The sequence below is a fragment of the Micromonospora foliorum genome (genome assembly GCF_022229015.1).
GTDB classification, from domain to species: domain Bacteria; phylum Actinomycetota; class Actinomycetes; order Mycobacteriales; family Micromonosporaceae; genus Micromonospora; species Micromonospora foliorum.
Window position 1 is genome coordinate 1 of record NZ_JAKKFF010000121.1, and the last position, 24,081, is coordinate 24,081.

The 24,081-nt window shown below is 70.7% G+C and carries 24 protein-coding genes and 1 pseudogene; 9 read left to right on the plus strand and 16 right to left on the minus strand.

Annotated elements, in window-relative coordinates; translation table 11 throughout:
- Positions 1-31: 31 nt before the first annotated feature.
- A pseudogene (locus PSH25_RS11015) lies at positions 32-1,450 on the plus strand (MinD/ParA family ATP-binding protein); the annotation flags it as partial.
- Between the two features lie 45 nt (positions 1,451-1,495).
- On the opposite strand, the gene PSH25_RS11020 reads toward PSH25_RS11015, so the two are convergent.
- Entirely contained in the window at positions 1,496-1,924 is a 429-nt protein-coding gene (locus PSH25_RS11020) for a DUF3151 domain-containing protein (protein WP_238658994.1), read from the minus strand.
- Positions 1,925-2,173: 249 nt separating this feature from the next.
- Here PSH25_RS11020 and PSH25_RS11025 point away from each other — a divergent pair, with 249 nt between their 5' ends.
- Positions 2,174-3,367, plus strand: coding sequence for an LOG family protein (locus PSH25_RS11025; RefSeq protein ID WP_238658995.1), 1,194 nt, complete (start codon positions 2,174-2,176; stop codon positions 3,365-3,367).
- A 50-nt stretch (positions 3,368-3,417) separates the two neighbouring features.
- On the opposite strand, the gene fbaA is transcribed toward PSH25_RS11025, so the two are convergent.
- Both fbaA and PSH25_RS11035 read right to left on the minus strand, forming a co-directional pair.
- Positions 3,418-4,443: a class II fructose-bisphosphate aldolase gene (gene fbaA, locus PSH25_RS11030; protein WP_124853722.1), complete on the minus strand. Its 1,026-nt coding sequence runs from the start codon at positions 4,441-4,443 to the stop codon at positions 3,418-3,420.
- A 135-nt stretch (positions 4,444-4,578) separates the two neighbouring features.
- Entirely contained in the window at positions 4,579-4,962 is a 384-nt protein-coding gene (locus PSH25_RS11035; RefSeq protein ID WP_030491363.1) for a phage holin family protein, read from the minus strand.
- A 125-nt stretch (positions 4,963-5,087) separates the two neighbouring features.
- Here PSH25_RS11035 and PSH25_RS11040 point away from each other — a divergent pair, with 125 nt between their 5' ends.
- A complete protein-coding gene (locus PSH25_RS11040; RefSeq protein WP_238658996.1) occupies positions 5,088-5,300 on the plus strand; it encodes a hypothetical protein in 213 nt (70 codons plus the stop codon).
- A gap of 145 nt (positions 5,301-5,445) precedes the next feature.
- The gene (locus tag PSH25_RS11045) at positions 5,446-7,011 is read left to right on the plus strand and encodes an LPXTG cell wall anchor domain-containing protein (protein ID WP_238658997.1); all 1,566 of its coding nucleotides are present in this window, start codon (positions 5,446-5,448) and stop codon (positions 7,009-7,011) included.
- Positions 7,012-7,084: 73 nt separating this feature from the next.
- Here PSH25_RS11045 and PSH25_RS11050 read toward each other — a convergent pair whose 3' ends face one another.
- On the minus strand, positions 7,085-8,140 hold the full coding sequence (locus tag PSH25_RS11050; RefSeq protein WP_238658998.1) for an LCP family protein: 1,056 nt from the start codon (positions 8,138-8,140) through the stop codon (positions 7,085-7,087).
- A gap of 2 nt (positions 8,141-8,142) precedes the next feature.
- Complete coding sequence (locus PSH25_RS11055) at positions 8,143-8,622, minus strand: SigE family RNA polymerase sigma factor (protein WP_238658999.1); 480 nt, start codon at positions 8,620-8,622, stop codon at positions 8,143-8,145.
- 180 nt (positions 8,623-8,802) lie between these two features.
- Between PSH25_RS11055 and PSH25_RS11060 the strand changes: the two genes are divergently transcribed.
- Positions 8,803-10,374, plus strand: coding sequence for an LPXTG cell wall anchor domain-containing protein (locus PSH25_RS11060; RefSeq protein WP_238659000.1), 1,572 nt, complete (start codon positions 8,803-8,805; stop codon positions 10,372-10,374).
- A 158-nt stretch (positions 10,375-10,532) separates the two neighbouring features.
- A complete protein-coding gene (locus tag PSH25_RS11065) occupies positions 10,533-11,354 on the plus strand; it encodes a DedA family protein (RefSeq protein ID WP_238659001.1) in 822 nt (273 codons plus the stop codon).
- A gap of 165 nt (positions 11,355-11,519) precedes the next feature.
- Here PSH25_RS11065 and PSH25_RS11070 read toward each other — a convergent pair whose 3' ends face one another.
- From PSH25_RS11070 to PSH25_RS11115, 10 genes are all read right to left on the minus strand, one after another.
- Complete coding sequence (locus PSH25_RS11070) at positions 11,520-11,897, minus strand: ArsR/SmtB family transcription factor (protein WP_030332125.1); 378 nt, start codon at positions 11,895-11,897, stop codon at positions 11,520-11,522.
- 57 nt (positions 11,898-11,954) lie between these two features.
- Positions 11,955-12,494 carry an orotate phosphoribosyltransferase gene (gene pyrE, locus PSH25_RS11075; protein ID WP_112586136.1) on the minus strand — a complete coding sequence of 180 codons (540 nt, stop codon included), beginning with the start codon at positions 12,492-12,494 and terminating at the stop codon, positions 11,955-11,957.
- Positions 12,495-12,663: 169 nt separating this feature from the next.
- Positions 12,664-13,473 (minus strand): SDR family NAD(P)-dependent oxidoreductase, encoded by an 810-nt coding sequence (locus PSH25_RS11080; protein WP_238659002.1) that lies wholly within the window; start codon positions 13,471-13,473, stop codon positions 12,664-12,666.
- Positions 13,474-13,483: 10 nt separating this feature from the next.
- Complete coding sequence (locus PSH25_RS11085; RefSeq protein WP_238659003.1) at positions 13,484-14,140, minus strand: hypothetical protein; 657 nt, start codon at positions 14,138-14,140, stop codon at positions 13,484-13,486.
- 72 nt (positions 14,141-14,212) lie between these two features.
- On the minus strand, positions 14,213-14,980 hold the full coding sequence (locus PSH25_RS11090) for a hypothetical protein (RefSeq protein ID WP_238659004.1): 768 nt from the start codon (positions 14,978-14,980) through the stop codon (positions 14,213-14,215).
- A 92-nt stretch (positions 14,981-15,072) separates the two neighbouring features.
- On the minus strand, positions 15,073-15,654 hold the full coding sequence (locus PSH25_RS11095; protein WP_238659005.1) for a DUF4178 domain-containing protein: 582 nt from the start codon (positions 15,652-15,654) through the stop codon (positions 15,073-15,075).
- 82 nt (positions 15,655-15,736) lie between these two features.
- Positions 15,737-16,591 (minus strand): hypothetical protein, encoded by an 855-nt coding sequence (locus PSH25_RS11100; protein WP_238659006.1) that lies wholly within the window; start codon positions 16,589-16,591, stop codon positions 15,737-15,739.
- 69 nt (positions 16,592-16,660) lie between these two features.
- Positions 16,661-17,044, minus strand: a complete 384-nt coding sequence (locus PSH25_RS11105) for a hypothetical protein (protein WP_238659007.1) — start codon at positions 17,042-17,044, stop codon at positions 16,661-16,663.
- Between the two features lie 111 nt (positions 17,045-17,155).
- A complete protein-coding gene (gene clpB, locus PSH25_RS11110) occupies positions 17,156-19,747 on the minus strand; it encodes an ATP-dependent chaperone ClpB (protein WP_238659008.1) in 2,592 nt (863 codons plus the stop codon).
- 85 nt (positions 19,748-19,832) lie between these two features.
- Positions 19,833-20,477 carry a TetR/AcrR family transcriptional regulator gene (locus PSH25_RS11115; RefSeq protein WP_238659009.1) on the minus strand — a complete coding sequence of 215 codons (645 nt, stop codon included), beginning with the start codon at positions 20,475-20,477 and terminating at the stop codon, positions 19,833-19,835.
- Between the two features lie 85 nt (positions 20,478-20,562).
- Here PSH25_RS11115 and PSH25_RS11120 point away from each other — a divergent pair, with 85 nt between their 5' ends.
- From PSH25_RS11120 to PSH25_RS11130, 3 genes are all read left to right on the plus strand, one after another.
- Positions 20,563-21,699, plus strand: a complete 1,137-nt coding sequence (locus tag PSH25_RS11120; RefSeq protein ID WP_238659010.1) for an epoxide hydrolase family protein — start codon at positions 20,563-20,565, stop codon at positions 21,697-21,699.
- Between the two features lie 207 nt (positions 21,700-21,906).
- On the plus strand, positions 21,907-22,407 hold the full coding sequence (locus PSH25_RS11125; RefSeq protein WP_030332098.1) for a cation:proton antiporter regulatory subunit: 501 nt from the start codon (positions 21,907-21,909) through the stop codon (positions 22,405-22,407).
- A gap of 5 nt (positions 22,408-22,412) precedes the next feature.
- Positions 22,413-23,627, plus strand: a complete 1,215-nt coding sequence (locus PSH25_RS11130) for a cation:proton antiporter (protein ID WP_238659011.1) — start codon at positions 22,413-22,415, stop codon at positions 23,625-23,627.
- Here the strand turns inward: PSH25_RS11130 and PSH25_RS11135 are convergent.
- The gene (locus PSH25_RS11135) at positions 23,616-24,074 is read right to left on the minus strand and encodes a GNAT family N-acetyltransferase (protein WP_238659012.1); all 459 of its coding nucleotides are present in this window, start codon (positions 24,072-24,074) and stop codon (positions 23,616-23,618) included. The genes PSH25_RS11130 and PSH25_RS11135 overlap by 12 nt on opposite strands.
- Positions 24,075-24,081 lie beyond the last annotated feature (7 nt).

Sequence of the window (24,081 nt, forward strand, 5' to 3'; positions counted from 1 at the left end):
ACTCCCGATGTAGCAGGCCGGTGGGCCGGGTGGGGACGGGTCCGCCGACGGGCCGGCGCGGCCGATCGCCGAGTCGCCGTGGGCGTACCCGCCGCAACGTCCGGCTGGAGCGACCGCGCCCGCTCAGGACGAGGCCAGCGCGACGCCTCCGATCCCGCCGCCTCCCGTCGTCCCGCACGCCGGTCCCTCGCAGGCGCGTCCCGGGCAGCCGTTCACCCCCGCCATCCCCGGCCAGGCCGGCCCGGCGCAGATCCCGCCGCCGCCCGACCTGACGCAGTTCAGCAACCCGCCGCACGGCACTCCACCACCGCAGCACGCTCCTGGGCAGGCCGGGCCGGCGACCCCACCGCCCGGGCCGTTTCCGCCCTCGCCGGGTTGGTACCCACCGCCGTGGCAGCAGGGCTCCCCCGGCGGCATGCCTGGGCAGCCGTACCAGGAGGCCGACGGGGTGACCCGGGTGCCGGCCCCCGCCTACCCGGACGCGACCGCGTACCCGGACGCGACCTGGACACCGGAGGACACCGCCGCGCCGACCGCCGAGGACTTCGCCCGACGCCGCCAGGTTCGACCCGCCGACCCGGTGGCGACCATGGGTGTACGCGCGGTGGTCAACAAGATGGGCCTGCTCCGGCTCTCTCCGGGGCGGCACGAGCAGGAGCTCAAGCGGGACATCGAGACGGTGCGCCGCAACTTCGGCGGTCTGCGGCAGGTGACCGTGGTCAACCCGAAGGGCGGCGCCGGTAAGACGGTGGCCATCCTGCTGCTCGCGATGACGTTCGGTCAGAAGCGCGGCGGTTACGTGTTGGCCTGGGACAACAACGAGACCCAGGGCACCCTGGGGATGCGCGCCCAACAGGACTTCCACTCCCGCACGGTGCGGGACATGCTGCGTGACCTCGGGCAGTTCCAGGGGGCGCACGGGCGGGTCGGCGACCTGTCGCAGTACGTCCGCTCGCAGGGCGAGGGGATGTTCGACGTCCTGGCCTCGGACGAGTCGGCCACCGGTGGCGAGATGTTGACCGCTGCGGCGTTCGCCGAGATCCGTGAGGTGGTCAGCCGGTTCTACAAGTTGATCTTCGTGGACACCGGGAACAACGTCCGGGCGCAGAACTGGCAGGCGTCGATGGACGCCACCGACCAGTTGGTGGTCACCATGTCGGCCCGTAACGACTCCGCCGAGACCGCCGCCCGGATGCTCGACCACCTGGAGCAGAGCGGCCGGCAACGGCTGGTCCGTCAGGCCGTGACGGTGGTGTCGATGCCGCCGTCCCGCAAGGAGATCGACCTGCCGGCCATCCAGGAGCACTTCGCGGCCCGCACCCGGGCGGTGTTGCTGGCCCCGTACGAGCGGCTCATCGACAGTGGCGAGCCGATCCGGTACGGCGGGCTCTCCTCGGCCACCCGGGACGCCTGGCTGAAGATCGCCGCCGCGGTCGCCGAAGGGCTGTAAACCGCCGACGGCCGGCCCGGTGTCGGGCCGGCCGTCGGGGCGGGGTCAGTTGCTCGCCAGCGCGTCCGCCGCTTCCGGGTCGCAGTCGCGCAGGAACTGGGCACAGCGGGCCGCCTCGTCGGCCTCGCCGATCTCGTCGGCAGCGCGGGACAGCACGTACAGGCAGCGCAGGAAGCCCCGGTTGGGCTCGTGTGACCACGGCACCGGGCCGTGCCCCTTCCACCCACTGCGGCGCAGCTGGTCGAGGCCCCGGTGGTAGCCGGTGCGGGCGTACGCGTACGCCGTCACCACCTGGCCCTGCGCGAACGCCCGGGCCGCGAGCTCCCCCCAGGCGGCGCTGTAGGTCGGGAAGCCGGCCGCCACGTTGGCGTACGCCTCGTCGGTGCCGGCCTCGCCGGCGGCGGCCAGGGCGGCGTCGGCCTCGTCGTTCACGGGCAGGCGGGTGGCCGGTGGCTCTGGCAAAAGGTTCTGCATCGCCCCATTCAACCCGCTGGACAGGGCGACACGCGAGCGGGTCGGCCGACGTGTTCCGCTGAACGGCTGAGGAGTTGGTCACGCCTGCGGCCTATGCCGCTGCCTGGTGTTTTCCACTACAACTAATGGTCCGGAGCCTCCCCAGGAACCGGTAACGCGGGAGCCCGGTGGCCACGACCACCGGGTTCCCGTCGGTTGCACCCCCGGCCCGAGGTTTGGCCAGCCCCGGCGGAGGGGCAGGATGGCCGGGTGCCGACCCCACCTCCCGCGGACGTCATCGAGCCGCACCTGCACGCCGGCGAGATCCAGACCCGGGCCGAGTTCGACCACCAGCTGGCCACCGGTCGGCTGACCGGACTGACCGTGCAGGGCCTGCGGCTCGACCTCGCGCCGGTGCCCGACCTGACCGGCATCGACGTCGCCGGCACCCTCTTCGTCGGTTGCCGGTTCGCGTCCCGGGACGTGGGCGCCGATCTGGTCCGGCGCGGCGCGAACGTGGTGCCGCCGTTCTCGGGGTTGCCGTACCCGACCCAGCCGACGCACCTCTACACCCCGGACGACCTGGCCGCCGGGTTCGCCGAGGGCGGGTTCACCGGGATGTACGACACCCGGGTGTACGACCACTACCGAGCGCACGGCGGTGCACTGCCGGACGTCAAGGAGGCGCTGGGTCAACGGCTGCACGACCACGGCGTGGACAACGCGCTGGCCGACGCCACCCGGGTCTGGCTGGCCGCGCACGGGCCGCAGTCGGTGGTGGGCATCATGGGCGGTCACGCGGTGCGGCGCGGCAGTCCCGCGTACCGGATGGCGGCCGTGCTGGGTTGGGAGCTGGCGCGGGCCGACCGGCTGGTGGTGACCGGCGGCGGCCCCGGGGTGATGGAGGCCGCGAACCTCGGCGCCTACCTGGCGGACCGGCCGGCGACCGAGGTGACGGCGGCGATCGACCTGCTGGCCACCGCCCCCGACTTCACCGACCACCACCGGTACACGGCCACGGCGCTGACGGTCCGGCAACGGTACGCGGGGGTGCCCCGGCAGCGTGGCGACGATCTGGGCTGGTCACGCGCGGGTGGTCTGGCCATTCCGACCTGGCTGTACGGGCACGAGCCGGCGAACCTGTTCGCCGGGCGGATCGCGAAGTACTTCTCGAACGCGATCCGGGAGGACACCATCCTGCGCCTCGCCCGCGGCGGCATCGTCTTCGCTCCGGGGCGGGCGGGCACGGTGCAGGAGGTGTTCCAGGCGGCCACCAAGACCTACTACGGCACCGACGGCGCCAGCGGGGCGTACATCTTCCTGGATCGCGCCTACTGGACCGGGGAGCTGCCGGTGGAGGCGCTGTTGCGCCCGCTGCTGGCCGCGTCCCCGTTCGGTGACCTGTCGTCGACGATCCACCTCACCGACGACGTTCGCGAGGCCGTACGCCTGTTGACGACCTAACGACGACGGCCGGCGCCCCGTGCGGGGAGCCGGCCGTCGGTGGGACGTCGTTACTTGGTCATCGTGGTGCCGGTCGAGCGCAGGTGCTCGCAGGCCTCGACGACCCGGGCGGCCAGGCCGGCCTCGGCGGCCTTGCCCCAGGCGCGGGGGTCGTACTGCTTCTTGTTGCCGACCTCGCCGTCGATCTTCAGCACGCCGTCGTAGTTGCGGAGCATGTGGTCCACGACGGGGCGGGTGAAGGCGTACTGGGTGTCGGTGTCGATGTTCATCTTCACCACGCCGTAGTCCAGAGCCTCACGGATCTCGCTCAGCAGGGAGCCCGAGCCGCCGTGGAAGACCAGGCTGAGCGGCTTGTCCTTGCCGTACTTGGCGCCGACGGCGTCCTGGATCTGCTTGAGGATCTCCGGACGCAGCTTGACGTTGCCCGGCTTGTAGACGCCGTGCACGTTGCCGAAGGTCAGCGCCGCCATGTAGCGGCCCTTCTCGCCGAGGCCGAGCGCCTCGACCATGGCCAGGCCGTCATCCGTGGTGGTGTAGAGCTTGTCGTTGATGGCGTTCTCGACGCCGTCCTCCTCGCCACCGACGACGCCGACCTCGATCTCAAGGACGATCTTGGCCTTGGCGGCCTCGTCGAGCAGCTGCGCGGCGATCTGCAGGTTCTCCGCGACCGGCACGGCCGAGCCGTCCCACATGTGCGACTGGTAGAGCGGCTCCTCGCCGCGCTTCACCCGCTCCTGCGAGATGCCCATCAGCGGACGCACGAACCCGTCCAGCTTGTCCTTCGGGCAGTGGTCGGTGTGCAGGGCGATGTTGACCGAGTACTTCTTGGCCACCTCGTGCGCGTACGCGGCGAACGCCACCGCGCCGGTGACCATGTCCTTGATCGAGGGGCCGGAGAGGTACTCGGCGCCACCGGTGGAGACCTGGATGATGCCGTCGCTCTCCGCGTCGGCGAAGCCCTTGAGCGCCGCGTTCAGCGTCTGGGAGGAGGTCACGTTGATCGCGGGGTACGCGTACCGGCCAGCCTTGGCGCGGTCCAGCATCTCCGCGTAAGCCTCGGGGGAAGCGATGGGCATGTGATGCGCTCCTTACTTACCACTCTCGGCCGTGCTGGCCGCTGTTCTTCATTTGTGCGCCGGACCGCGCTGTCCTCCGCCGGAAGTATCCCGTAGGTGAGGTGCGCCGGAACAACCGACCCGGGTGTCAGCCGTTCACCGGCGGTCCAGGTTGTCCGGCACGATGACGCTGATCAACCAGGTCACCACGGTCATCACGATGGCTCCCCAGAACGCCGGCCAGAATCCGTCCACCTGGAACGGTAGGTCGAGCCCGCGGGCGATCCGGTCGGTGAGCAGGAACAGCAACGCGTTGACCACCAGCGCGAACAGACCCAGGGTCAGCAGGTAGAACACGCAGCCGACGACCCTGATCACCGGCTTGAGCACCGCGTTGATCACGCCGAAGATCAGCGCCACCACGATCAGGGTGAGCACGGTGTTGCCACCCGAGCGGCCGTGCACGTCCACCCCGGGCACGATCAGCGTGGTTATCCACAACGCGACCGCGGTGATCGCCAGTCTGATGAGGAAGCCCACGGCACCATCCTGGCACCGGGTCGCGTCGCCGAGGGCTGATTCCGCCTACTCCGCCTTCCGGGCGGGGCGCCCGCCCAGCCCGTACGGTGGTGGGATCCGTGCCCCTGAGACCCCCGGGAGGAACCATGGGTCAGCCCGACGAGGACTTCACCCCCGGCGACCACCTCGCGCCGCACGAACGCGACCCCGAGGCGGACCCGGCGGACGCGGTCGAGCAGGCCACGGTCGCCGGCCCCACCGACGTCGACAGCGAGCCGCACCGTGGCCTGGAGGTCGACGACTGGGACGCGATGGAGCAGGCCCGGGTGGTCACCACGGACGAGGACGACTACCGCTGACCCCGCCGCCGGGTCGGCTGCCCGTTGCGACAGAGGTGCCCAACCGTTCGGGCCGTTAGACAGATATCGATCCCAAAGGGTTACCGGACAAGCCGCCGTCTCCCTAGGTTGGACGAGCGCCACCTGTACCCCACGGGAGGACCCCATGCTCAGACACTCGCTCCGCTGGCTGACCGGGCTCGGCGCCGCAGGCGCGTTGGTCGCCGCCTCCGCCACCCCCGCCGTCGCCGCAGCCACGATCGAGCCCTACTTCCAGGACTCCACCCTGGCCGTCGGCTCGACGGCGACCACCCGCACCCTGTTCCTGTACGCCGACGAGCCGACGGTCCTCACCGACGTCTCCGTGCGCTACGACTACCGCTCCCTGGCCAACAAGATCACCGTGGCCCCTGCCGACGGCCAGGAGTGCACCGCGCCGGAGCCGGGCGTTCTCGTCTGCACCGAGCCCTTCGACGTCGTCCTCAACGAGATGCCACCTCTGGGCAGCGGGATCTACCGCAACGCGACCAAGCAGGTGCGCCTCGGCCTCACCGAGGACGCGCAGCTCGGCGACTCCGGTGACATCGCCGTCAGCTTCCAGGCCGCCGGCGGCCGGCGCGGCAGCTACACCTCCCAGGTCCGGGTCGGCGAGGGGGTCGATCTTGCCGGCGGCCCGTACACCACCGTCTCCTCGAAGCCGGGCGGGAAGTTCTCGGTGCCGCTGGCCGTGGCCAACGCCGGCGACACGACCGTCAGCGGGTTCGTCGCGGTCTTCGACCTCGCCTACTCGATCCGAACCAAGGACCGGTTCAGCAACTGCCGCTACTCCGACGACCACCTGGTCTCCTGCCAGTTCGACGAGGAGATCGCGGTGGGCACCGGGCTCGTCGCCACGCTGAACCTCGAACTCGGCAAGGACACCTACGCGCCGACCAACCAGTCCGGCCATGCCCAGTTCATGACCACTGCCGACTTCGAGGACCTGACCCGGGTACGGGAAGCCGTCGGCGCCCGGGCGGCCACCCCCGGCGGCGGCCCGAAACTGACTCTGACCAAGGCACCCGGCAGGATGCGGCAGGCCGCCCAGACCGACGTCGGGCCGGGCAACGACCACACCGGGTGGATCATCAAGGCCACCGGCACGAACGGCACCGACCTCGCGGCGATCGGCGCCACGCTGAAGGGCAGCGCCGGTGCCGTCGTCACGGCCACCGTGGGCTTCCGGAACAACGGCCCGGCGACGCTCGACAAGGTTAACGAAGACTACGAGGCGGCCACCCACACCACCGTCGAGTTGCCACCGGGCAGCACCGCCGTCGAGGTCCCCGGCAACTGCCAGTTGCGACCGGGCACCCGCACGTACCAGTGCGCCTCCGAGATGCTCCTGGTGGCCGGTCAGACCTACGCCATGAAGTTCCGGCTGCGCATCGACAAGGTCATCCCCAACGCCCGGGGCGCGGTGCGGGTCAACGCGCCGTGCGAGTGCCCCGGCGGCGGCAGCTTTCAGGACGACATCAAACCGGCCAACGACAGGGCCACCATCGTGGTCAACGCGGCCCAGAGCGGCGGTGGCCAAGGCGACGGTGATGGCGACGGTGGCGGTGGTGGGGGTTCGCTGCCGATCACCGGCGCTCCCACCACCCTGATCGCCGGCATCGGCGCCCTGCTGCTCGTCACCGGTGCGGGCTGCTACCTGCTCGCCCGACGCAGAAGCAGCCGCTTCTTCGCCTGACCCATCCCGACCCGACCGACGCCCCGCCGACCCGTACCGGGCTGGCGGGGCGTCGTCGTGATCTCCCCACCCATCACCGGGTGGGATTGACCTGCTCCGGGTGCTGCGCCACCCACTGCGCCAACCGATCCTCACTCAACGCGGCGAGGAACGCCGGGCCCAGCTTCGGATCCAGCGGCAGCCGCGAAGCGTTGTCCACCGGCGGGCCGACCGGGAGGCTGAGCCCCACCGGGTCGACGCTCTTCAGCTCGGGCAGCACCGCCACCAGCCTGGTCAGCGGCAGGCCGTCGTCGTCGACCGCCAACCCCTTACCGCCTGCCGACAGCAGCGCGGTGAGCCGGACCGGATTGGTCAGCACGTCCTGCGCGACCGCCCGCCGGATCAGCGCGGCGACGTAGCGCTGGGCGTTACGGTCCCGGTCGAACGCGCCGTCGGGCAGGTACCGCCGTTGCCGCAGCAGGTCGACGGAGGCAGCTCCGTCGAGCCGCTGACAGCCGGCCGGGAAGGTCCGGCGGGTGTGCCAGGACCGCACCTCCGTCGGTAGGCACACCTCCACCCCGTCGACGGCGTCGGTGATCCGGCGCAGCCCCGCAAAGGTCAGCACCGCGCCGGCGTCGACGCGTACCCCGGTCAGGTCGGCGACCACCCGGCGGGTCAGGTCGTAGCCGGCGTCCAGGTCGGGCCGGGGCTCGCCGCTGTAGAACGCGCTGTTGAGCTTCCCGGTCCCCCGGCCGGGGATCGACACCTCCAGGTCGCGCGGCAGCGAGATGAGGTACGGCCGGCTCCGGTCGGCCGGGATGTGCACCAGCAGGACGGAGTCGGCCAACCGGTACGACGGTTCCTCGCCGAAGCCGTCCACCCCGAGCAGCAGGACGTTCAGCGCCCCGGACTGCGCGCCAGCCGGTCGACCGGACAACGACGGGCCCTCCGCCGGCCGATCGGGGCGCAGTTGCGGCACCCCGACTCCGAGCGCGCCGAGCAGGGCGAGCGTGACGCCGGCGGCCTGGAACCGCTGCCGGCGGCGACGGCGGACCGCGGCGAGCCGGTCAATCGCGGCCCGTAGCGGGCCGGTCGACGGGGTCAACGGCTCGTGCCGGACGAAGGCGGCACGCAGGTCATCCTCGATCATGTTCACGCCTCCACGTACTCGGCCCGGAGCGTGGCCAGGGCCCGGGAGATGGACGAACGGACGGTCCCGACGGCGCAGCCGAGGATGTCGGCGATCTCGACGTCGGGCAGATCCTCGTAGTAGCGCAGCACCAGAGCGGCCCGCTGCCGACGCGGCAGCCGGGACAGCCAGGACCAGATCTGATCCCGGTCCACGGCGGACTGGGCATGGTCGGTGGGCACCGGCACCGACGCGTCGGGCTCCCCGCGCAACAGCACCCGACGGACCCACGAACCGCGCCGCCAGTCGACGTACTGGTTGGTGAGCATCCGGCGTACGTAACGCTCGGGCGAGTCCGCGCGGGCGACCCGACGCCAGTTGAGCTGGACCCGGACCATGGTCTCCTGGACCAGATCCTGGGCCTGGTGCGGATCACCGGTCAGCATCACCGCGTACCGCAGTAGCGGGGCCAGCCGCGTGTCCGCGAACTCCTCGTACGTCACTGCACCTCCCGGGGGCTCCTGCCTCAGATGACGGGAGTGGACGGACGGAACGTTGCGGCGAGCCTGATCAACCTTTCGGCTGGTCTTGATCGAGGAGCGGCATCGGGGGCGGCGGCCAACCTTAGAGATTCCTTAAGATCCGCAGGCTCCACCTTTCGTCCCCCGACATGAGGGAACCCCATGCTCAAGCACTCCACCCGGCGCTGGCTTGCCGGTCTGGGCGTAGCAGGCGCGCTCGTCGCCGCCTCCGCCAGCCCGGCCGTCGCCGTCGAGGAAGCGCCCATCGAACTGGGCGCCTACTTCAACGACACCACTCTCGCCGCAGGATCCGAAGGCAAGATCGACTCACCACTCCTGTTCGCCTCGGAGCCGGTGATCGTCGAAGGCCTCACCGTCACGTACGACTACCGGAACCTCGACGGGGTCGTCGACATCAAGCCCGACACGTCGACCTGGGGGTGCGAGTCGCCGGAGGCCGGCGTTCTGGTCTGCACCGACCCGTTCGAGATCGACCTCTACGAGTGGGCCTACGGCGGCCTCTTCAACGTGGTGATGACGCCGACCGCGAAGGCGACCGACGGCGACACCGGCAACCTCAAGGTCACGGTCAGCGCCGAGGGTCTCGCTCCGGCCAGCCACACCGCCAAGCTGCGGATCGGCGAGGGCGTCGACCTGGCAGCCCCGGGCGAGGAGCACAAGGTGTCGGCCGCTCCCGGCGGCACGTTCAGCGCACCGCTGACGCTCAGCAACGCTGGCAAGACCGACGCCAAGGGAGCGGTCGCGATCTTCGACCTGAACTACGCGATCCGCCCCGATAAGCAGTACAGCAACTGCACCTACGAGGAGGGTTGGCTGCGGACCTGCTCCTTCTCCGAGGTGACCGCCGCCGGAGAGGCCCGGTCGGCATCGCTGTCCTACACCCTCGGCAAGGACACCTACGCGCCGGGCAGCGAGTACGGCAACTACAACTGGATGACCATCGCCGAGTTCGAGGACTTCAACGCGTACCTCCAGGCCGGGGGCTATTCGGTGGGGCAGCCCGGCAAGGGTCCGGTCCTGAGCCTTCCAGAGGTCCCGTCCAAGGTGGCGGCCCGCGGTTTCCAGGCTGACACCGACCCCATGAACAACTGGTCCGGCATGACCGTCAAGGTCACCGGCAAGAACGGCGCGGACCTGGTGGCGGTCGGTGACCAGGTGACCGGCAAGGCGGGCGACGTGGTCACCGCCACCCTCGGAGTCCGCAACGACGGCCCGGCCGCGCTGGACTTCGGTCGGGGCGGCTCGCCGGTCACGAAGATCGATATCGCCGTTCCGGCGGGCACCACCGCGGTCAAGGTCCCCGAGGTCTGCGCGCCGCTCAAGGGCGACCAGCAGGACTGGGAGAACGCCGGCAAGCCGGGCGCACCGCTCTACCGCTGCTACCCGGACATCTTCATCGGCGTCGGTGAGGAGCAGACGGTCGACGTCGGCCTCCGGATCGACAAGGTGATCGCGAACGCGACGGGCACCGTCACCATCAACGCCAAGTGCGAGTGCGAGGGCTTCACCGACGACCTGAACCCGGCCAACGACGTTGCCAAGATCCTGGTGAACGCGACCGGCGGCAGCGGCGGTGGCGACGGTGACGGCGGCTCGCTGCCGATCACCGGTCAGTCCACCGGCCTGATCGCCGGCCTCGGCGCGCTGCTGCTCGCCGCGGGCGTCGGCGGCTACCTGGTGGCCAAGCGCCGCCGGACCCGCTTCGTCGCCTGATCCACCCCGCACCACCGGTGCCCCGTCGACCACCACGGTCGGCGGGGCACCGTCGTCGGACCCCACGACGACGGGACGCTGGCGTCGAGCCCCACGGCTCGGGCGGGTGGTGACGGGCCGGTCCGGCGCGGCCGGAACCCTGGGCTTCGGTACCCTTTGTGGCCGTGGACACAGCTGAGAAGACCCGCGCTCTCGTGGAGAGCGTCGCCCTGAACCCGCTCGATCCCAAGGATCTGTTGCAGACCTTCGGGCTGATCGGCGTGTGGGTGATCCTCTTCGCCGAGACCGGCCTGCTGGTGGGCTTCTTCTTCCCCGGTGACTCGCTGCTGTTCCTCGCCGGGGTCGCCTCGTCACCGGTGGCGGACGCGATCTTCGGCGACGGCACCCGCCTCTCCCTGGCTGGCCTGCTGATCGGTGGGCCGATCTGCGCGATCGTCGGCGCCCAGCTGGGGCACTGGCTCGGCAAGCGGTACGGCCGGCCGATGTTCGAGCGGCCGAACTCCCGGCTCTTCAAGAAGGAGTACGTGGAGAAGGCCGAGTACTACTTCCAGAAGTTCGGCCCGGCGAAGGCCGTCGTGCTGGCGCGCTTCATTCCGATCGTCCGGACGTTCCTCAACCCGGTCGCGGGTGCGCTGGGCATGCCGGCCAAGCAGTTCCTGCTCTGGAACATCGTCGGCGCGGTGCTCTGGGTGGACGGCATCCTGCTGATCGGCTATCTGCTGGCCGAGCAGATCTACCAGGCCATCGGCGACAAGATCGACCACTACATCCTGCCGGTGGTGGCCCTGATCATTCTGATCTCGGTGCTGCCGATCTTCTTCGAGTTCCTCCGCGACCGGCGGGCTCGTAAGCGCGGCGAGGCGGTCGCGGTGGTCGCGGCGGCCAGTGCCGCCGGCGCGGTGGAGGCGGCCCGTGAGGCGTTCGACCACGACCGGCACCAGCACGGCCATCAGCGCCCGGAGCACGGTCAGGACCGTTGAGGTACGACGACGGCCGGCCCCCTGGTGAGGGGGTCGGCCGTCGGCATGTCGAACCCGGCCTCCGGTGGTGCGACCGGGGACGAGCAGGTGTCAACCACCGGTGGCGCCACCCCTGGCTCGCCACCGGACGCCGTCCCAGCTCGGGACGACGTGGTAGTGCCTACGTCAGCGGGCCTTCTTGGTGGCTCGCTTACGCGGCGGGGTCAGCAGGTCGGCGATCGTCGCGATCGCACTCGGGACCAGGCTGTAGTACGCCCAGACACCGCGCTTCTCCCGCTGCAACAAGCCGGCCTCGGTGAGGATACGCAGGTGATGACTGACCGTCGGCTGAGAGAGGCCGAGCGGCGCCGTCAGGTCACAGACGCACGCCTCGCCCTCGGGGGCCGACTGGATCAGGCTGAGCAGCCGCAACCGAGCAGGATCAGCAAGGGCCTTGAGGACCCCGGCGAGACGCTCGGCATCGGCACGTTCGATCGGCTCGCCGTTTAGCGGCGAGATCTGAGGCATAGTCATTTCGGCCAACGCAGTTCCCACGTATTCCATCCTTCCACCAGCAGCATCGATCCGCCTGCATATCAGCAGATCCGAATCGGCAGACTTTTACGCCACAAGGCCGAGGTCAGCCAACGTATAGGCCGCCCGGTACGGCAATCCGGCGGCTCGCACCGCGTCGCCGGCTCCTCGATCAACAATAACCACCACGCCCACGACTTCCGCCCCGGCCTCGCGAAGCGCCTCGACAGCGGTCAAAACACTTCCGCCCGTCGTGGATGTGTCCTCCACCGCCAACACCCTGCGGCCGGCCACCTCCGGTCCCTCGATCCGCCGCTGAAGACCGTGGGCCTTGCCCGCCTTGCGCACCACAAAGGCGTCCAGGGCCCGGCCGGTCGGAGCGGCGGCGTGCAGCATCGAGAGCGCGACAGGGTCCGCACCCAGGGTGAGGCCCCCGACCGCGTCGAACTCCCAGTCGGCGGTGAGGTCGAGCAACACCCGGCCGACCAGAGGAGCGGCCCGGTGATGGAGCGTGACGCGCCGCAGATCCACGTACCAGTCTGCCTCGCGCCCCGACGAGAGCACGACCCGTCCGTGGACCACAGCCAGGTCGGTAATGAATTTACGCAGGTCGTCGTGGTCCCCCATGGCGATAGAGGTTACTGCGCAACTCTGAACGCCGTGTGCGGGGTCCACCCTGACCAGCCCCGGGGGGAACCGATGACTGGCGATGTTCGACTACGCTCAGCGACTGGCCCGACAGCGGCGCGCCAACGTCGTCCGGCTGGTCGCTCGGGGTCGGCGGGCCGGTCGAAGGTCAGTGCTCGTCGCGACCGATCCGGCCGCGGGTGTCCCGCGCGACCGCCTGGAGCAGCCGTCGCGGCGCGTGTCGCATGCCGGCGACGACCACCTTGTACTTCCACGCGGGGATGCTGACCATCTTGCCTTTGCGCAGGTCACGCAGGGCTTCGTCCACCACATCCTCGGCCCGCAACCACAGCCACTCCGGCGTCTTGGACATGTTGATGCCGGCCCGCTGGTGGAATTCGGTGCGGGTGTAGCCGGGGCAGAGGGCCATCACCTGAACGCCGAACGGCCGCGCCGACTGCCCGACGGACTCGCTGAAGTTGGTGACCCACGCCTTGCTGGCGGAGTACGTCGATCCGGGCATCGCCGTACCGAAACCGGCGACCGAAGAGACATTTATCACTGCCCCATTTCGCCGTTCAGTCATCGGTCGTAGCGCCGCCAGGGTCAACCGCATGACCGCGTGCACGTTGAGTCGCAACAGTCGTGCCTCGTCCTCCGCCGTGGAGCGCAGGAACGGTTTGTTCAGGCTGATCCCCGCATTGTTGACCAGCAGGTGCACCGGGCTGCCGTCGGCGATCCGCTGCTCCACGGTGGCGCAGCCGTCGTCGGTGGACAGATCCGCCGGGATCGTCTCCACCTCGCGCCCGTACGTGGAACGCAGCTCGGTGGCGAGCTCGGTCAACCGCGCCGCGTCGCGGGCAACGAGCACCAGGTGCCAACCGTCGGCGGCCAGCCGTCGGGTGAACGCCGCGCCGATGCCGGCGGTGGCCCCGGTGACCAGGGCTCGGCGCTCGGCAGTGGTGGGGTCGAGCGTCACGGGGCGGTCCTCACCTGGGCGGGAACGGGGGCGCGGGCGGCGCCGACGGGGGATGGTGCGGGGCGGGCGTGAACATGGGCGGCGCGGTCGGCGTCGTCGGGCGGTGGCGGCCGAACCAGCTGTTAGCCGCCGGCAGCGCCAGCAGCGTAGCTACTACAAGGTAACCGAGCCCTTGGGCGACGGAAAGCCCGGCGTTGAGCGGGATCCACCAGGACGGGTACGCGCCGCCGATCAGGCCCAGCAACTCGGCGAGAGCCTGCTCGCCGGAGCCCAGTTGCAGTGGCGCGGCCCGTTCGCCGACGACAACCGCCACGCTGCAACAGCCGGCGAGGAGGCCGAGCCCGCTGACCACCCACGTCGCCACCCGGACGCCGTTGCGACCGGCAAGCAGCCCGAGGGCCAGGCCGGCGAGCAGTGGCGCGGAGAGCGCCGCCACCACCGCGGACAGCACCGCGGACGCGCGGAGCAGAGTCACCACGTCGTTGATCTGCTCCGAGCTCGCCGAGGTGTCGCGGGCGGCGGAGCGGAACGCGTCGACCGTCCCGCCCAGCACCACCAGGTCGACCACGGCGTACGCGAGCGCGGCGACCGCCATCACCAACAGCACGGTCGCGGCCGACAGGACGGCGGCGGGCCGGCGGGCCGGTGCCGATTCCGGGTACGACACGACGAATCCCTCCGGTAGGCGTCGGGTTGCAACCTACTCGGAGGGATCGTCGGCGTCGTGCTTATCGAGCCGTCAGCTCGTCGACGGCGGGGTTGACCCCGGGCGGTCCGTGGGCGGCGTGTCGTCGGGCCGGTTCGCGGCCGGAGGCGGCGGGTAGCTCGGCTCCCCAGTCGACGGATAGCCCGGCTCACCGGATGCCTGCGGGTAGCCGGGCTGACCCGGCGCCTGCGGGTGGCCCGGGTAGCTGGCGCCCGGGGTGGGCGGCTCCCAGCCCGCGGCGGGCTTGCGGAAGAACGGGTTCGCCTTCGGCAGCGCCAGCAGGACCAGCGCCGTGATCAGCGCGATCAGGCTGAGCACACCGAGCAGGAGGCTGACCGGGGTGACCCAGGAGGGCAGAGCCTCCTCCAGGCGGCGCTGGATCTCCTCGGGGCTCGGCCCGTCGCCGCCAGTCCCGCCACCGGTGTTGAAACCGCCGGCCGCGTTGCTGAGCAGGCCACCGCCGACGCAGCAGACCATGATGCCGCCGACGATCCAGGTGGTGATCCGGGCACCGTTGCGGCCCTGGTTGTTGAAGAGGGCCAGCACGCCCAGCACGACCGCGAGCAGCAGCAGAAGAATGCTGCTGCCGATGCCGATGACGACGAAGACGTCGGCCACCTGGTCGCCGTCGGTGGTGCTGCCCGCGTACGCCTCACGGAGCGCGTCCCGCGTCTTGCCGAAGGTGCTGAGCGTGATGATCAGACTGATCACCTGGAGCGCCAGGAACAGGAAGAGCAGGTAGCTGGAAATCGACACAATGGATGGCCGCTGGCGGGCCGGCGTGCTCTGGGAATCGACCACGATTCTCCTTCCCTAAGATCGCGCCCACACCGTATCGACAACCGGCCAGTTCGGCATGCCGCGACGAGCCCGGCGCGTCCGCCCGGTCCGGCTCAGCGGGCCTCGGGCGTGGGGCGGATCGTCAGGTCGGCCGGGTCGAGCAGGTCGCCGCGGGCCACTCTCCAGCCCTCCTCGCCGTACGCCTCGAAGGAGAGCCGCGCGGCGCCACCGGACTGGTAGTCGTGGTAGCGCATGGTCCCGGTCGACGGCAGGTCGGTCGCTCCGGTGGCGGTGTACCGCGCCTGCCCGGTCTCGGCCCAGGTGTAGCGCCGGCCGCCGAGTTCGATGGTCGGGGCGCCGGGGGTGACGGTGGCGCCCGGTTCGGCGGTCCAGAGCACCAGCTCGAGTTCGGGGCCGTCCTCCACGGAGAGCCGGTGGCGGGTGCCGGAGTCGTCGTCGAGGAGGTGCTGCACCCAGCTCCAGTCGCCCTCGACCAGGCGGATCGTGGCGCTCACCGCGTACTCCTGCTCGCGGATCCGCACGCGGTCGCCCGGGGCCAGGCGCAGCGGGCCGCGCGGCGGACCCGCCGGCTGGCCGTCGGGTCGGCTCGTCGCCCGCCGGCGGACCCGCACGACGACCACGACCACCGCGAGTACGGCAACTGCCGCCACCAGGCACGTCACCACCGCGTCCACCCGACCACCTCCCCAGGTACGTCGGCGCAGACGGTAACAACCTTCGGCACCAGGAAGGCCCGCGCTGTGGCCGACAGCTCAGCTAGCGGAGGCCGTCGGGGGCGTCGTCCGGTGGCGCCACCGATGGTCCGGTCGGCCCTGGTGAGCTGCTCGGCGCGCCCGGCGTCAGGTGCGCGGCCGGGTCGGGGCAGATAAGGTAGCCGGGTGGGAGCGGCTGGGTCGGCGGCAGGAAGCCCGGCACGAGCGGAACGGTCGGATATCCGTAGCCGGCCGGGGCGTAGTAGGGAACGGGCATCGCCCAGGCCGGGTCGGGAAGCGCCGCGCTCGCGGTACGCGGCACGAACCAGCGGTTCGCCGGCGGTAGCGCCAGCAGCAGGACCACGGCCGCGGAGACTGCCAGGACGGTGAGCACGCCCAGCCCCGCCGCGGGGAAGAACACGTCGTCCCAGGGGTCGGTGCCGGCGTAGAGCGTGTCGGAGAACGTCGAGGTCTCCCACTCGTCGTCCCACTCCGGTGGCGGCTCCGACGCGATCTCCGGGGCGACCAGCAGGGGTACGAGAAACCCTCCGGAGCAGCACTGCGCGAAGCAGACCAGCAGCTGCGTGCCACTGGCGACGAAGACCAGGATCCGCGCGACGTTGGCGCCGCGCCGGACCGGGACGGCGGTGGCCGCCAGCCAGACCGCGAGCAGCACCGCCGGTACGCCGAGGATCAGCGTCATCACGACGTTGCCCTGCCGCTCGCCAGCCACCTCGTCCGGGTCGGCGTCCGGCACCAGTCGTACCGCGCGGTCGATCTGGCCGTCGAAGTGCACCGCCTCGGCCACCGTCAGCGCGGCCAGGCCGAGCAGCACCAGCACCACGGCCAGTTGCAGCCAGAAGGCGATGGTCACGGTGGTCGGCCGGAGCGGACGCGGTGCGGTGACGGGCGGGCTCATGGCTCGCAACGTACGGCGCGGCGTCGGCGACCGGCAGGACCAATCGGGCAGCACCGACCGGCGAATGGATCATGCTGTGGCGAGCCGCCGGCTGGCGTACGTGCCAAGGGTTTCGCGGTCCATCACGCAGCCGACGAAGGTGGTGAACTCGCTCGGGTCGTCCCGCAGCGACGTCCAGGCCGCGCGGGCCGCCGCCGGGTCGAGGCGTTCCAGCAGCGTGGCCGCGTACGCCCGGCCGGCGGGTGTGCCGTCGGTCAGCACCCGGTCGAGCTGGCGACGGACCTCCTCGGGGTGGTCGTCGAGAGCGGCCGAGACCCGCTCGTACGCCTCCGTCACCGGCAACAGGTTCCCGGCGATGCCAACTCCCCCGAAGGCGAGCGTGTCAGCCGTCACCAACGTGTCGACGGCCGCACCAAGTTCCCGCTCCCATTTCTTCTTCCCAATCCCAAACATGCCCCACCTCTTTCCCCGTCCACCCCTGCTCCACCCTGTTGATCAAGAGGTTTGCGTCATGAAAAGACTCCGGGCTGACGCAAACCTCTTGATCAACGTGTTCAGGCCGGGTTAGGCGGCGGTTACCGAGAGGGTGTTGGTTTCGGTGGAGCGGTCTACCTTCACCGTTTCGCCGTCGCGGATCTGGCCGGACAGGAGGGCTTTCGCCAACTGGTCTCCGATCGCGGTCTGGACCAGGCGGCGGAGCGGGCGGGCGCCGTAGATCGGGTCGTAGCCGTGCTCGGCGAGCCACTCCCGGGCGGACTCGGTGATGTCCAGTGCCAATCGGCGGCCCGCAAGACGGTTTCGCATCCGGTCCAACTGGATGTCGACGATGGACCGTAGGTCGTCCCCGCGCAGCGAGGCGAAGACCACTATGTCGTCCAGCCGGTTGAGGAACTCCGGCTTGAAGTGCGACCGGACCACGGCCAGCACACCCTCCCGGCGTTGCTCGTCGGCGAGCGTCAGGTCGCTGATCACCGACGACCCGAGGTTGGACGTGAGGATCAGGATCGCGTTGCGGAAGTCCACCGTGCGGCCCTGACCGTCGGTGAGCCGACCGTCGTCGAGCACCTGGAGCAGCACGTCGAAGACGTCCGGGTGGGCCTTCTCCACCTCGTCCAGCAGCACCACCGAGTACGGCCGTCGGCGCACCGCCTCGGTGAGCTGACCACCCTCGTTGTAGCCGACGTAGCCGGGCGGTGCACCCACCAGGCGGGCGACCGAGTGCTTCTCGCCGTACTCGCTCATGTCGATGCGGACCATGGCCCGCTCGTCGTCGAAGAGGAACTCGGCGAGGGCCTTGGCCAGCTCCGTCTTGCCGACGCCGGTGGGGCCGAGGAAGAGGAAGCTGCCGGTCGGGCGATCCGGGTCGGCGATACCGGCCCGGGCACGGCGTACCGCGTCGGAGACCGCGCCGACCGCTTCGGCCTGGCCGACCACCCGGCCACCCAGCGACTCCTCCATCCGCAGGAGCTTGGCCGTCTCACCCTCCAGCAGACGGCCGGCGGGGATGCCGGTCCAGGAGGCGACCACCGCGGCGATGTCGTCGGAGCCGACCTCCTCCTTGAGCATCGCGCCGTCGGCCTGGAGCTGGGCCAGCTCCTCCTCGGCCTGCTTCAGCTCGACCTTCAGGGCGGGGATCCGGCCGTAGCGCAGCTCGGCGGCGCGTTCCAACTCGCCGTCCCGCTCGGCCCGCTCGGCCTCGCCGCCGAGGCGCTCCAGCTCCTCCTTGGCGGTGGAGAGCTTGGTGATGTGGCTCTTCTCGGTCTGCCAGCGCTCGGAGAGCACGGTGAGCTGCTCGCGCTTGTCGGCCAACTCCTTGCGGAGCCGCTCCAACCGCTCGGCCGAGGCGGCGTCCGGCTCCTTGGCCAGCGCCATCTCCTCGATCTCCAACCGGCGAACCGCACGCTCGATCTCGTCCACCTCGACCGGACGGGAGTCGATCTCCATCCGGAGCCGGGACGCGGACTCGTCGACCAGGTCGATCGCCTTGTCCGGCAGGAACCGGTCGGTGATGTAACGGTCGGACAGGGTCGCGGCGGCGACCAGCGCGGCGTCGGTGATCCGTACGCCGTGGTGCACCTCGTAGCGCTCCTTGAGCCCACGCAGGATGCCGATGGTGTCCTCGATGGTCGGCTCACCGACCAGCACCGGCTGGAAACGACGCTCCAGCGCCGGGTCCTTCTCGATGTGCTCGCGGTACTCGTCAAGCGTGGTGGCGCCCACCATCCGCAGCTCACCACGAGCGAGCATCGGCTTGAGCATGTTGCCGGCGTCCATCGAGCCCTCGCCCTTGCCGGCACCGACGACGGTGTGCAGCTCGTCGAGGAACGTGATGACCTGCCCGTTGGAGTTCTTGATCTCCTCCAGGACGGACTTCAGCCGCTCCTCGAACTGCCCGCGGTACTGCGCTCCGGCGACCATCGCGCCGAGATCCAGCGAGATCAGCTTCTTGTCGCGCAGCGACTCGGGCACGTCGCCGGTGACGATCCGCTGGGCCAGGCCCTCGACGATCGCGGTCTTGCCGACGCCGGGCTCGCCGATCAGCACCGGGTTGTTCTTGGTACGCCGGGAGAGCACCTGGATGACCCGACGGATCTCGGAGTCCCGGCCGATGACCGGGTCGATCTTGCCGTCCCGGGCGCTGGCGGTGAGGTCGACGCCGTACTTGGTGAGGGCCTGGTAGGTCTGCTCCGGGTCGGCGGTGGTGACCCGACGGTCCCCACCGCGAACGGTCGGGAAGGCGGCGACCAGGGCCTCCTCGGTGGCACCGGCGGTCTTCAGCGCGCCGGACACCGCCCCGCCCACCCGGGCCAGGCCGGCGAGCAGGTGCTCGGTGGAGGTGTACTCGTCGCCCAACGGCCGGGCGATCTGCTCGGCGGCGCCGATGGCGTTGACGAACTCCCGAGCCAACGTCGGCTCGGCGATGCTGGAGCCGCGGGCGGCCGGCAGGTTGTCGACCGCACGCTGGGCGGCCTGGCGCAGCTCGGTCGGGTCGGCCCCGACGGCGCGCAGCAGGCCGGTGGCGGTCGAGCCGTCGGTGTCCAGGAGTGACAGCAGCAGGTGCCAGGGCTCCACGGTGGCGTGACCACGCTGGTTGGCCAGCGCGACAGCGCCCGTGATGGTTTCGCGGCTCTTGGTGGTGAGTCTTTCGGTGTTCATGGGCTCCCCCGGATCGGCGTTGTCCATTGGGTTGGACACAACCAGAGTTGAGCGTATTCCGCTCAACCTTAGCGCGTGACGCCCATCACTCCCGGCGCCGCCACCGCCAGTCGAACTCGCCGGCCGCCGGGGGCGGGCCGGGCAGCGGGTCCGCGTCCGGCACCGACGACAGGCCGGCCAGCAGCACCGCGAGCTGCCGGCGGCGCAGTTGGCGGGTCCGCTCCGGATCGGGTACGCGGACCGCGGCGCACGCCTCCAACAACAAACCCAGATCGTGTACGACCGCGTCGCTGCGCAGCCGCCCGCTGGCGTGGGCCCGGTCGACCAGGGCGGTGGCCAACTCGCCGGCGCGCATCGCGTCCCGACCCATCTCCTCGGTCGGGGTGAAGGTGCCGGCCAGGTGGACGGTGAGCGAGTGCACGTCGGCGTCGACCACCCGGGTCAGGAAGCCGGTGAACGCGGCCCAGTCGTCCGGCTCGTCGAGGGCGGTCTCGGCCTCCGCCACGTACCGGCGCAGCCCGTCGTGGCAGAGCTGACGCAGCAGGTCCTCCTTGCCCGCGTACCGCCGATAGAGCGCGCTGATGCCGACGCCCGCGCGTTCGGCGACGGCGGCGATCGGGGCCTTCGGGTCGTCGAGGAAGACGGCGCGGGCGGCTTCGAGGATGACCTCGTCGTTGCGGGCGGCCTGGGCGCGGCGACCGCCCAGCGTCTTGCCGGAAGTCGTTGACATGCCCTCAGCCTAACAGTGGAACGGACCGTTCCGCTCTGCTATGGTGATTGCAGAACAAAACATTCCGTTCCGAAGGAGTTCCGGCATGAGCGACACCACGATCCGCCCGTTCCGCGTCGAGATCCCGCAGACCGCCCTGGACGACCTGGCCGCCCGGTTGGGCCGCACCAACTGGCCCGCCGACCTGCCCGGCGCTGGCGACTCGTACGGGATGAGCAACGACCGGGTGCGCGCCCTCGTCGACCGGTGGCGGGGCGAGTTCGACTGGCGTGCCGTCGAGGCCCGCCTGAACGCTCACCCCCAGTTCGTCACCGAGATCGACGGCGAGCGGGTCCACTTCCTGCACGTCCGCTCGTCCCGGCCGGACGCCACCGCGCTGCTGCTCACCCACGGCTGGCCCGGCTCGGTGCTGGAGTACCTCGACGTGATCGCCCCGCTCACCGAGCCGACCGACCCGGACGCGCCGGCCTTCCACGTGGTCATCCCGTCGCTGCCCGGCTTCGGCTTCTCCGGCCCGACCCGCAGCGCCGGCTGGAACCGGTTCCGCATCGCCCGCGCCTGGGCCGAGCTGCTGAACCGACTGGGGTACGACAGCTACGGCGCGGTCGGCAACGACGCCGGCTCGATGATCGCGCCGGAGCTGGGTCGGATCGCTCCGGAGCGGGTGCTCGGCGTACACGTCACCCAGCTCTTCTCGTTCCCCTCCGGCGACCCGGCCGAGTTCGCCGGGCTCTCCGAGGCAGACCAGGCCGCGCTCGGGCACCTCCAGTGGTTCTACGAGAACAAGTTCTCCTTCAACCAGGTGCACAGTCAGCAGCCGCAGACCCTGGCGTTCGCGCTGGCCGACTCGCCGGTGGGGCTGCTCGCCTGGAACGCCCAGCTCTTCGACGAGGGCCTGGACGCCGACTTCATCCTGGCCAACGTGGCGCTCTACTGGTTCACCGGCACGGCCGCCTCGGCGATCCGGCTCTACTGGGAGGACGCGCACGCCGGCGAACCGCCGACCGAGCCGACCACCGCTCCGACCGCGCTGGCCATGTTCCCCGGCGACTTCCAGTCGATCCGCCGATTCGCCGAGCGGGACCACGCGAACATCGTCCGATGGACGGCGTACGAGACCGACGTGGAGGGCCGGGGCGACGTCGGCGGCCACTACGCCGCCCACCAGGCCACCGAGGTGCTGGTCGCCGACATCCGCGAGTTCTTCGCCAGCCTCCGCTGACCCCGGCGTCCCCCGGGTGCCCGCTCCGCTCGACCGGGGCGGGCGCCGACCGCTTGATCCACTCGGCTTTCAGGAAGTCGGGGTGTCCGGACCGCCTGGACACCGCGAGATTATGCAAACCGAGTCGATCACGGCCGGACGCCCAGGCCCGAGGGTGCTGTCCTTTCAAGATCTGCGCTTTGTTCACCAAGCGGTAGCCTTGGCAGGGTGCGAGTACGTGTCGAGCAGACCGCCTTACCCGGGATCGGGGTACGTCACGATCTGGTGACGGAGTCCGGACGCCGCCTGGGCGTCGTTTCCCACCGCAACGGCCGCCGTGATCTCGTCCTCTACGATCCCGACGACCCCGACGCGTGCCAGTCGGACATTCCGCTGACCGACGACGAGGCCGAGGCTCTGGCCGACATCCTCGGCGCGTCGCTGATGCTCGGTCAGCTCTCCGGGCTCCGTGAGCAGGCCGCCGGTCTGCTCACCGAGCAGATCGCCATCACGGCCGGCTCCCCGTACGTCAACCGGAAGCTCGGCGACACCAAGGCGCGTACCCGCACCAGCGCCTCCATCGTGGCGGTGCTGCGCGAAGGCGAAGTGATCGTTTCGCCACTCCCCTCCTTCCGCTTCGCGGCCGGCGATGTGGTGGTCGTAGTCGGGACCCGTAGAGGTCTCGACGGCGTGTCCGCCATCCTCGCCGACAGTGACCCGGACGGCTGAGGCGGATGCACGATTCCACCACTCTGCTCGTCGAAGTCGGCGCGCTGCTGCTGCTGCTTGGCGTCCTCGGTCGGCTCAGCCGCCGGGTAGGCCTGTCGCCCATTCCCCTCTACCTGCTCGCCGGGCTGGCGTTCGGGCACGGCGGGCTCCTCCCACTCGCCGCCAGCGAGGAGTTCTTCGCGGTGGGCGCCGAGATCGGCGTCATCCTGCTGCTGGTGATGCTCGGCCTGGAGTACTCGGCCAACGAACTGGTCGGTAACCTCCGGTCGGCGGCCCCGGCCGGGCTGATCGACGGCGTGTTCAACGCCCTGCCCGGCGCGGCCTTCGCCCTGCTGCTCGGCTGGGACTGGGTCGCCGCCCTGGTCCTCGGCGGCATCACCTGGGTCTCCTCCTCCGGCGTGATCGCCAAGGTCCTCGCCGACCTGGGACGACTCGGTAACCGGGAAACCCCGGTGATCCTCTCGGTCCTCGTGATCGAGGACCTGGCGATGGCGCTCTACCTGCCGCTGGTCACCGCCGTCCTGGCCGGAACCGGCCTGCTCGGTGGCGGCATCGCACTCGCCGTCGCGGTGGGCACGGTGCTGCTCGTGCTGGTGGTCGCCATCCGGTACGGCCACCTCATCTCCTCCGCCCTGTCGGCGAAGGACCCGGAGGCGCTGCTCCTCGGCGTGCTCGGTCTGACCCTGCTGATCGCCGGGCTCGCGGCGAAGCTCCAGGTGTCGGCGGCGGTCGGCGCGTTCCTGGTCGGCATCGCGCTCTCCGGCCCGGTGGCGCACCACGCGACCGAGTTGCTCTCGCCACTGCGTGACCTGTTCGCGGCGGTGTTCTTCGTCTTCTTCGGCCTGGTCACCGATCCACGGGACATCCCGCCGGTGCTGCTGCCGGCGCTCGCGTTGGCCGTGGTCACCATGGCGACGAAGACGCTCACCGGTTACCTCGCCGCCCGCCGGGTCGGCATCGCGGAACCCGGTCGATGGCGGGCCGGCCTGGCACTCGTACCCCGAGGTGAGTTCTCCATCGTCATCGCCGGGCTCGCGGTGGCCGCCGGGAGCGTCGAGCCGCGGTTGGCAGCGCTGGCCGCGACGTACGTCCTGATCACCGTGGTGACCGGGCCGATCCTGGCCCGGCTGCCGGACTTCCCGTGGTTCAAGCGGTGGCTACGCAGTCGCGCGGCGGCCCAACGGCGGGAGTCGACTCCGGTCGCCGACTCACTTCACTGAGCTCCACCTGAACGCCGCGGCGGCGTGGGTCGCACCCTCGCGAAGGTAGAAGCGGTGCGCCTCGGTTCGGGCCAGGCCGGACTCCAGGAAGACGTAGTCGGCGCCCTGTTCGTACGCCCATGCCCTGGCCGCCGCCAGGAGCTTGGCACCGACACCCCGGGAGCGCCAGTCGGGGTGCACCGCGAGATCCTCGATCGAGGCCCGACGGCCGAAGCGCACCGAGAGGATGTCCAGGTAGACGCTGGCCACGCCGACCAACTGATCTTCATCGGATCGCGCCTCGAAGAGTGCGACGTCTTCGTGGGCGAGCAATTGCGCGGTCCGCTCGACCGCGCGGTCGCCGTCCCAATCCACGGGACGGCTACCGGGAGGGGCGAAAAGCCACTCCAGCCCCATGACGAACTGGGCCTCGGCGCCCCGCTGGAACCGTCGAACATGGATTGTCATAGCAGCA

Bases quoted from the DNA above. Each gene is read 5' to 3' on its own strand.
- PSH25_RS11120 (WP_238659010.1), top strand. From the start codon at position 20,563: ATGAGCGACACCACGATCCGCCCGTTCCGCGTCGAGATCCCGCAGACC.
- PSH25_RS11100 (WP_238659006.1), bottom strand. From the start codon at position 16,591: ATGAGCCCGCCCGTCACCGCACCGCGTCCGCTCCGGCCGACCACCGTG.
- PSH25_RS11020 (WP_238658994.1), bottom strand. From the start codon at position 1,924: ATGCAGAACCTTTTGCCAGAGCCACCGGCCACCCGCCTGCCCGTGAAC.
- fbaA (WP_124853722.1), bottom strand. From the start codon at position 4,443: ATGCCCATCGCTTCCCCCGAGGCTTACGCGGAGATGCTGGACCGCGCC.
- PSH25_RS11105 (WP_238659007.1), bottom strand. From the start codon at position 17,044: ATGTTTGGGATTGGGAAGAAGAAATGGGAGCGGGAACTTGGTGCGGCC.
- PSH25_RS11040 (WP_238658996.1), top strand. From the start codon at position 5,088: ATGGGTCAGCCCGACGAGGACTTCACCCCCGGCGACCACCTCGCGCCG.
- PSH25_RS11130 (WP_238659011.1), top strand. From the start codon at position 22,413: ATGCACGATTCCACCACTCTGCTCGTCGAAGTCGGCGCGCTGCTGCTG.
- PSH25_RS11050 (WP_238658998.1), bottom strand. From the start codon at position 8,140: ATGATCGAGGATGACCTGCGTGCCGCCTTCGTCCGGCACGAGCCGTTG.
- pyrE (WP_112586136.1), bottom strand. From the start codon at position 12,494: ATGGGGGACCACGACGACCTGCGTAAATTCATTACCGACCTGGCTGTG.
- PSH25_RS11115 (WP_238659009.1), bottom strand. From the start codon at position 20,477: ATGTCAACGACTTCCGGCAAGACGCTGGGCGGTCGCCGCGCCCAGGCC.
- PSH25_RS11135 (WP_238659012.1), bottom strand. From the start codon at position 24,074: ATGACAATCCATGTTCGACGGTTCCAGCGGGGCGCCGAGGCCCAGTTC.
- PSH25_RS11070 (WP_030332125.1), bottom strand. From the start codon at position 11,897: ATGGAATACGTGGGAACTGCGTTGGCCGAAATGACTATGCCTCAGATC.
- PSH25_RS11060 (WP_238659000.1), top strand. From the start codon at position 8,803: ATGCTCAAGCACTCCACCCGGCGCTGGCTTGCCGGTCTGGGCGTAGCA.
- clpB (WP_238659008.1), bottom strand. From the start codon at position 19,747: ATGAACACCGAAAGACTCACCACCAAGAGCCGCGAAACCATCACGGGC.
- PSH25_RS11045 (WP_238658997.1), top strand. From the start codon at position 5,446: ATGCTCAGACACTCGCTCCGCTGGCTGACCGGGCTCGGCGCCGCAGGC.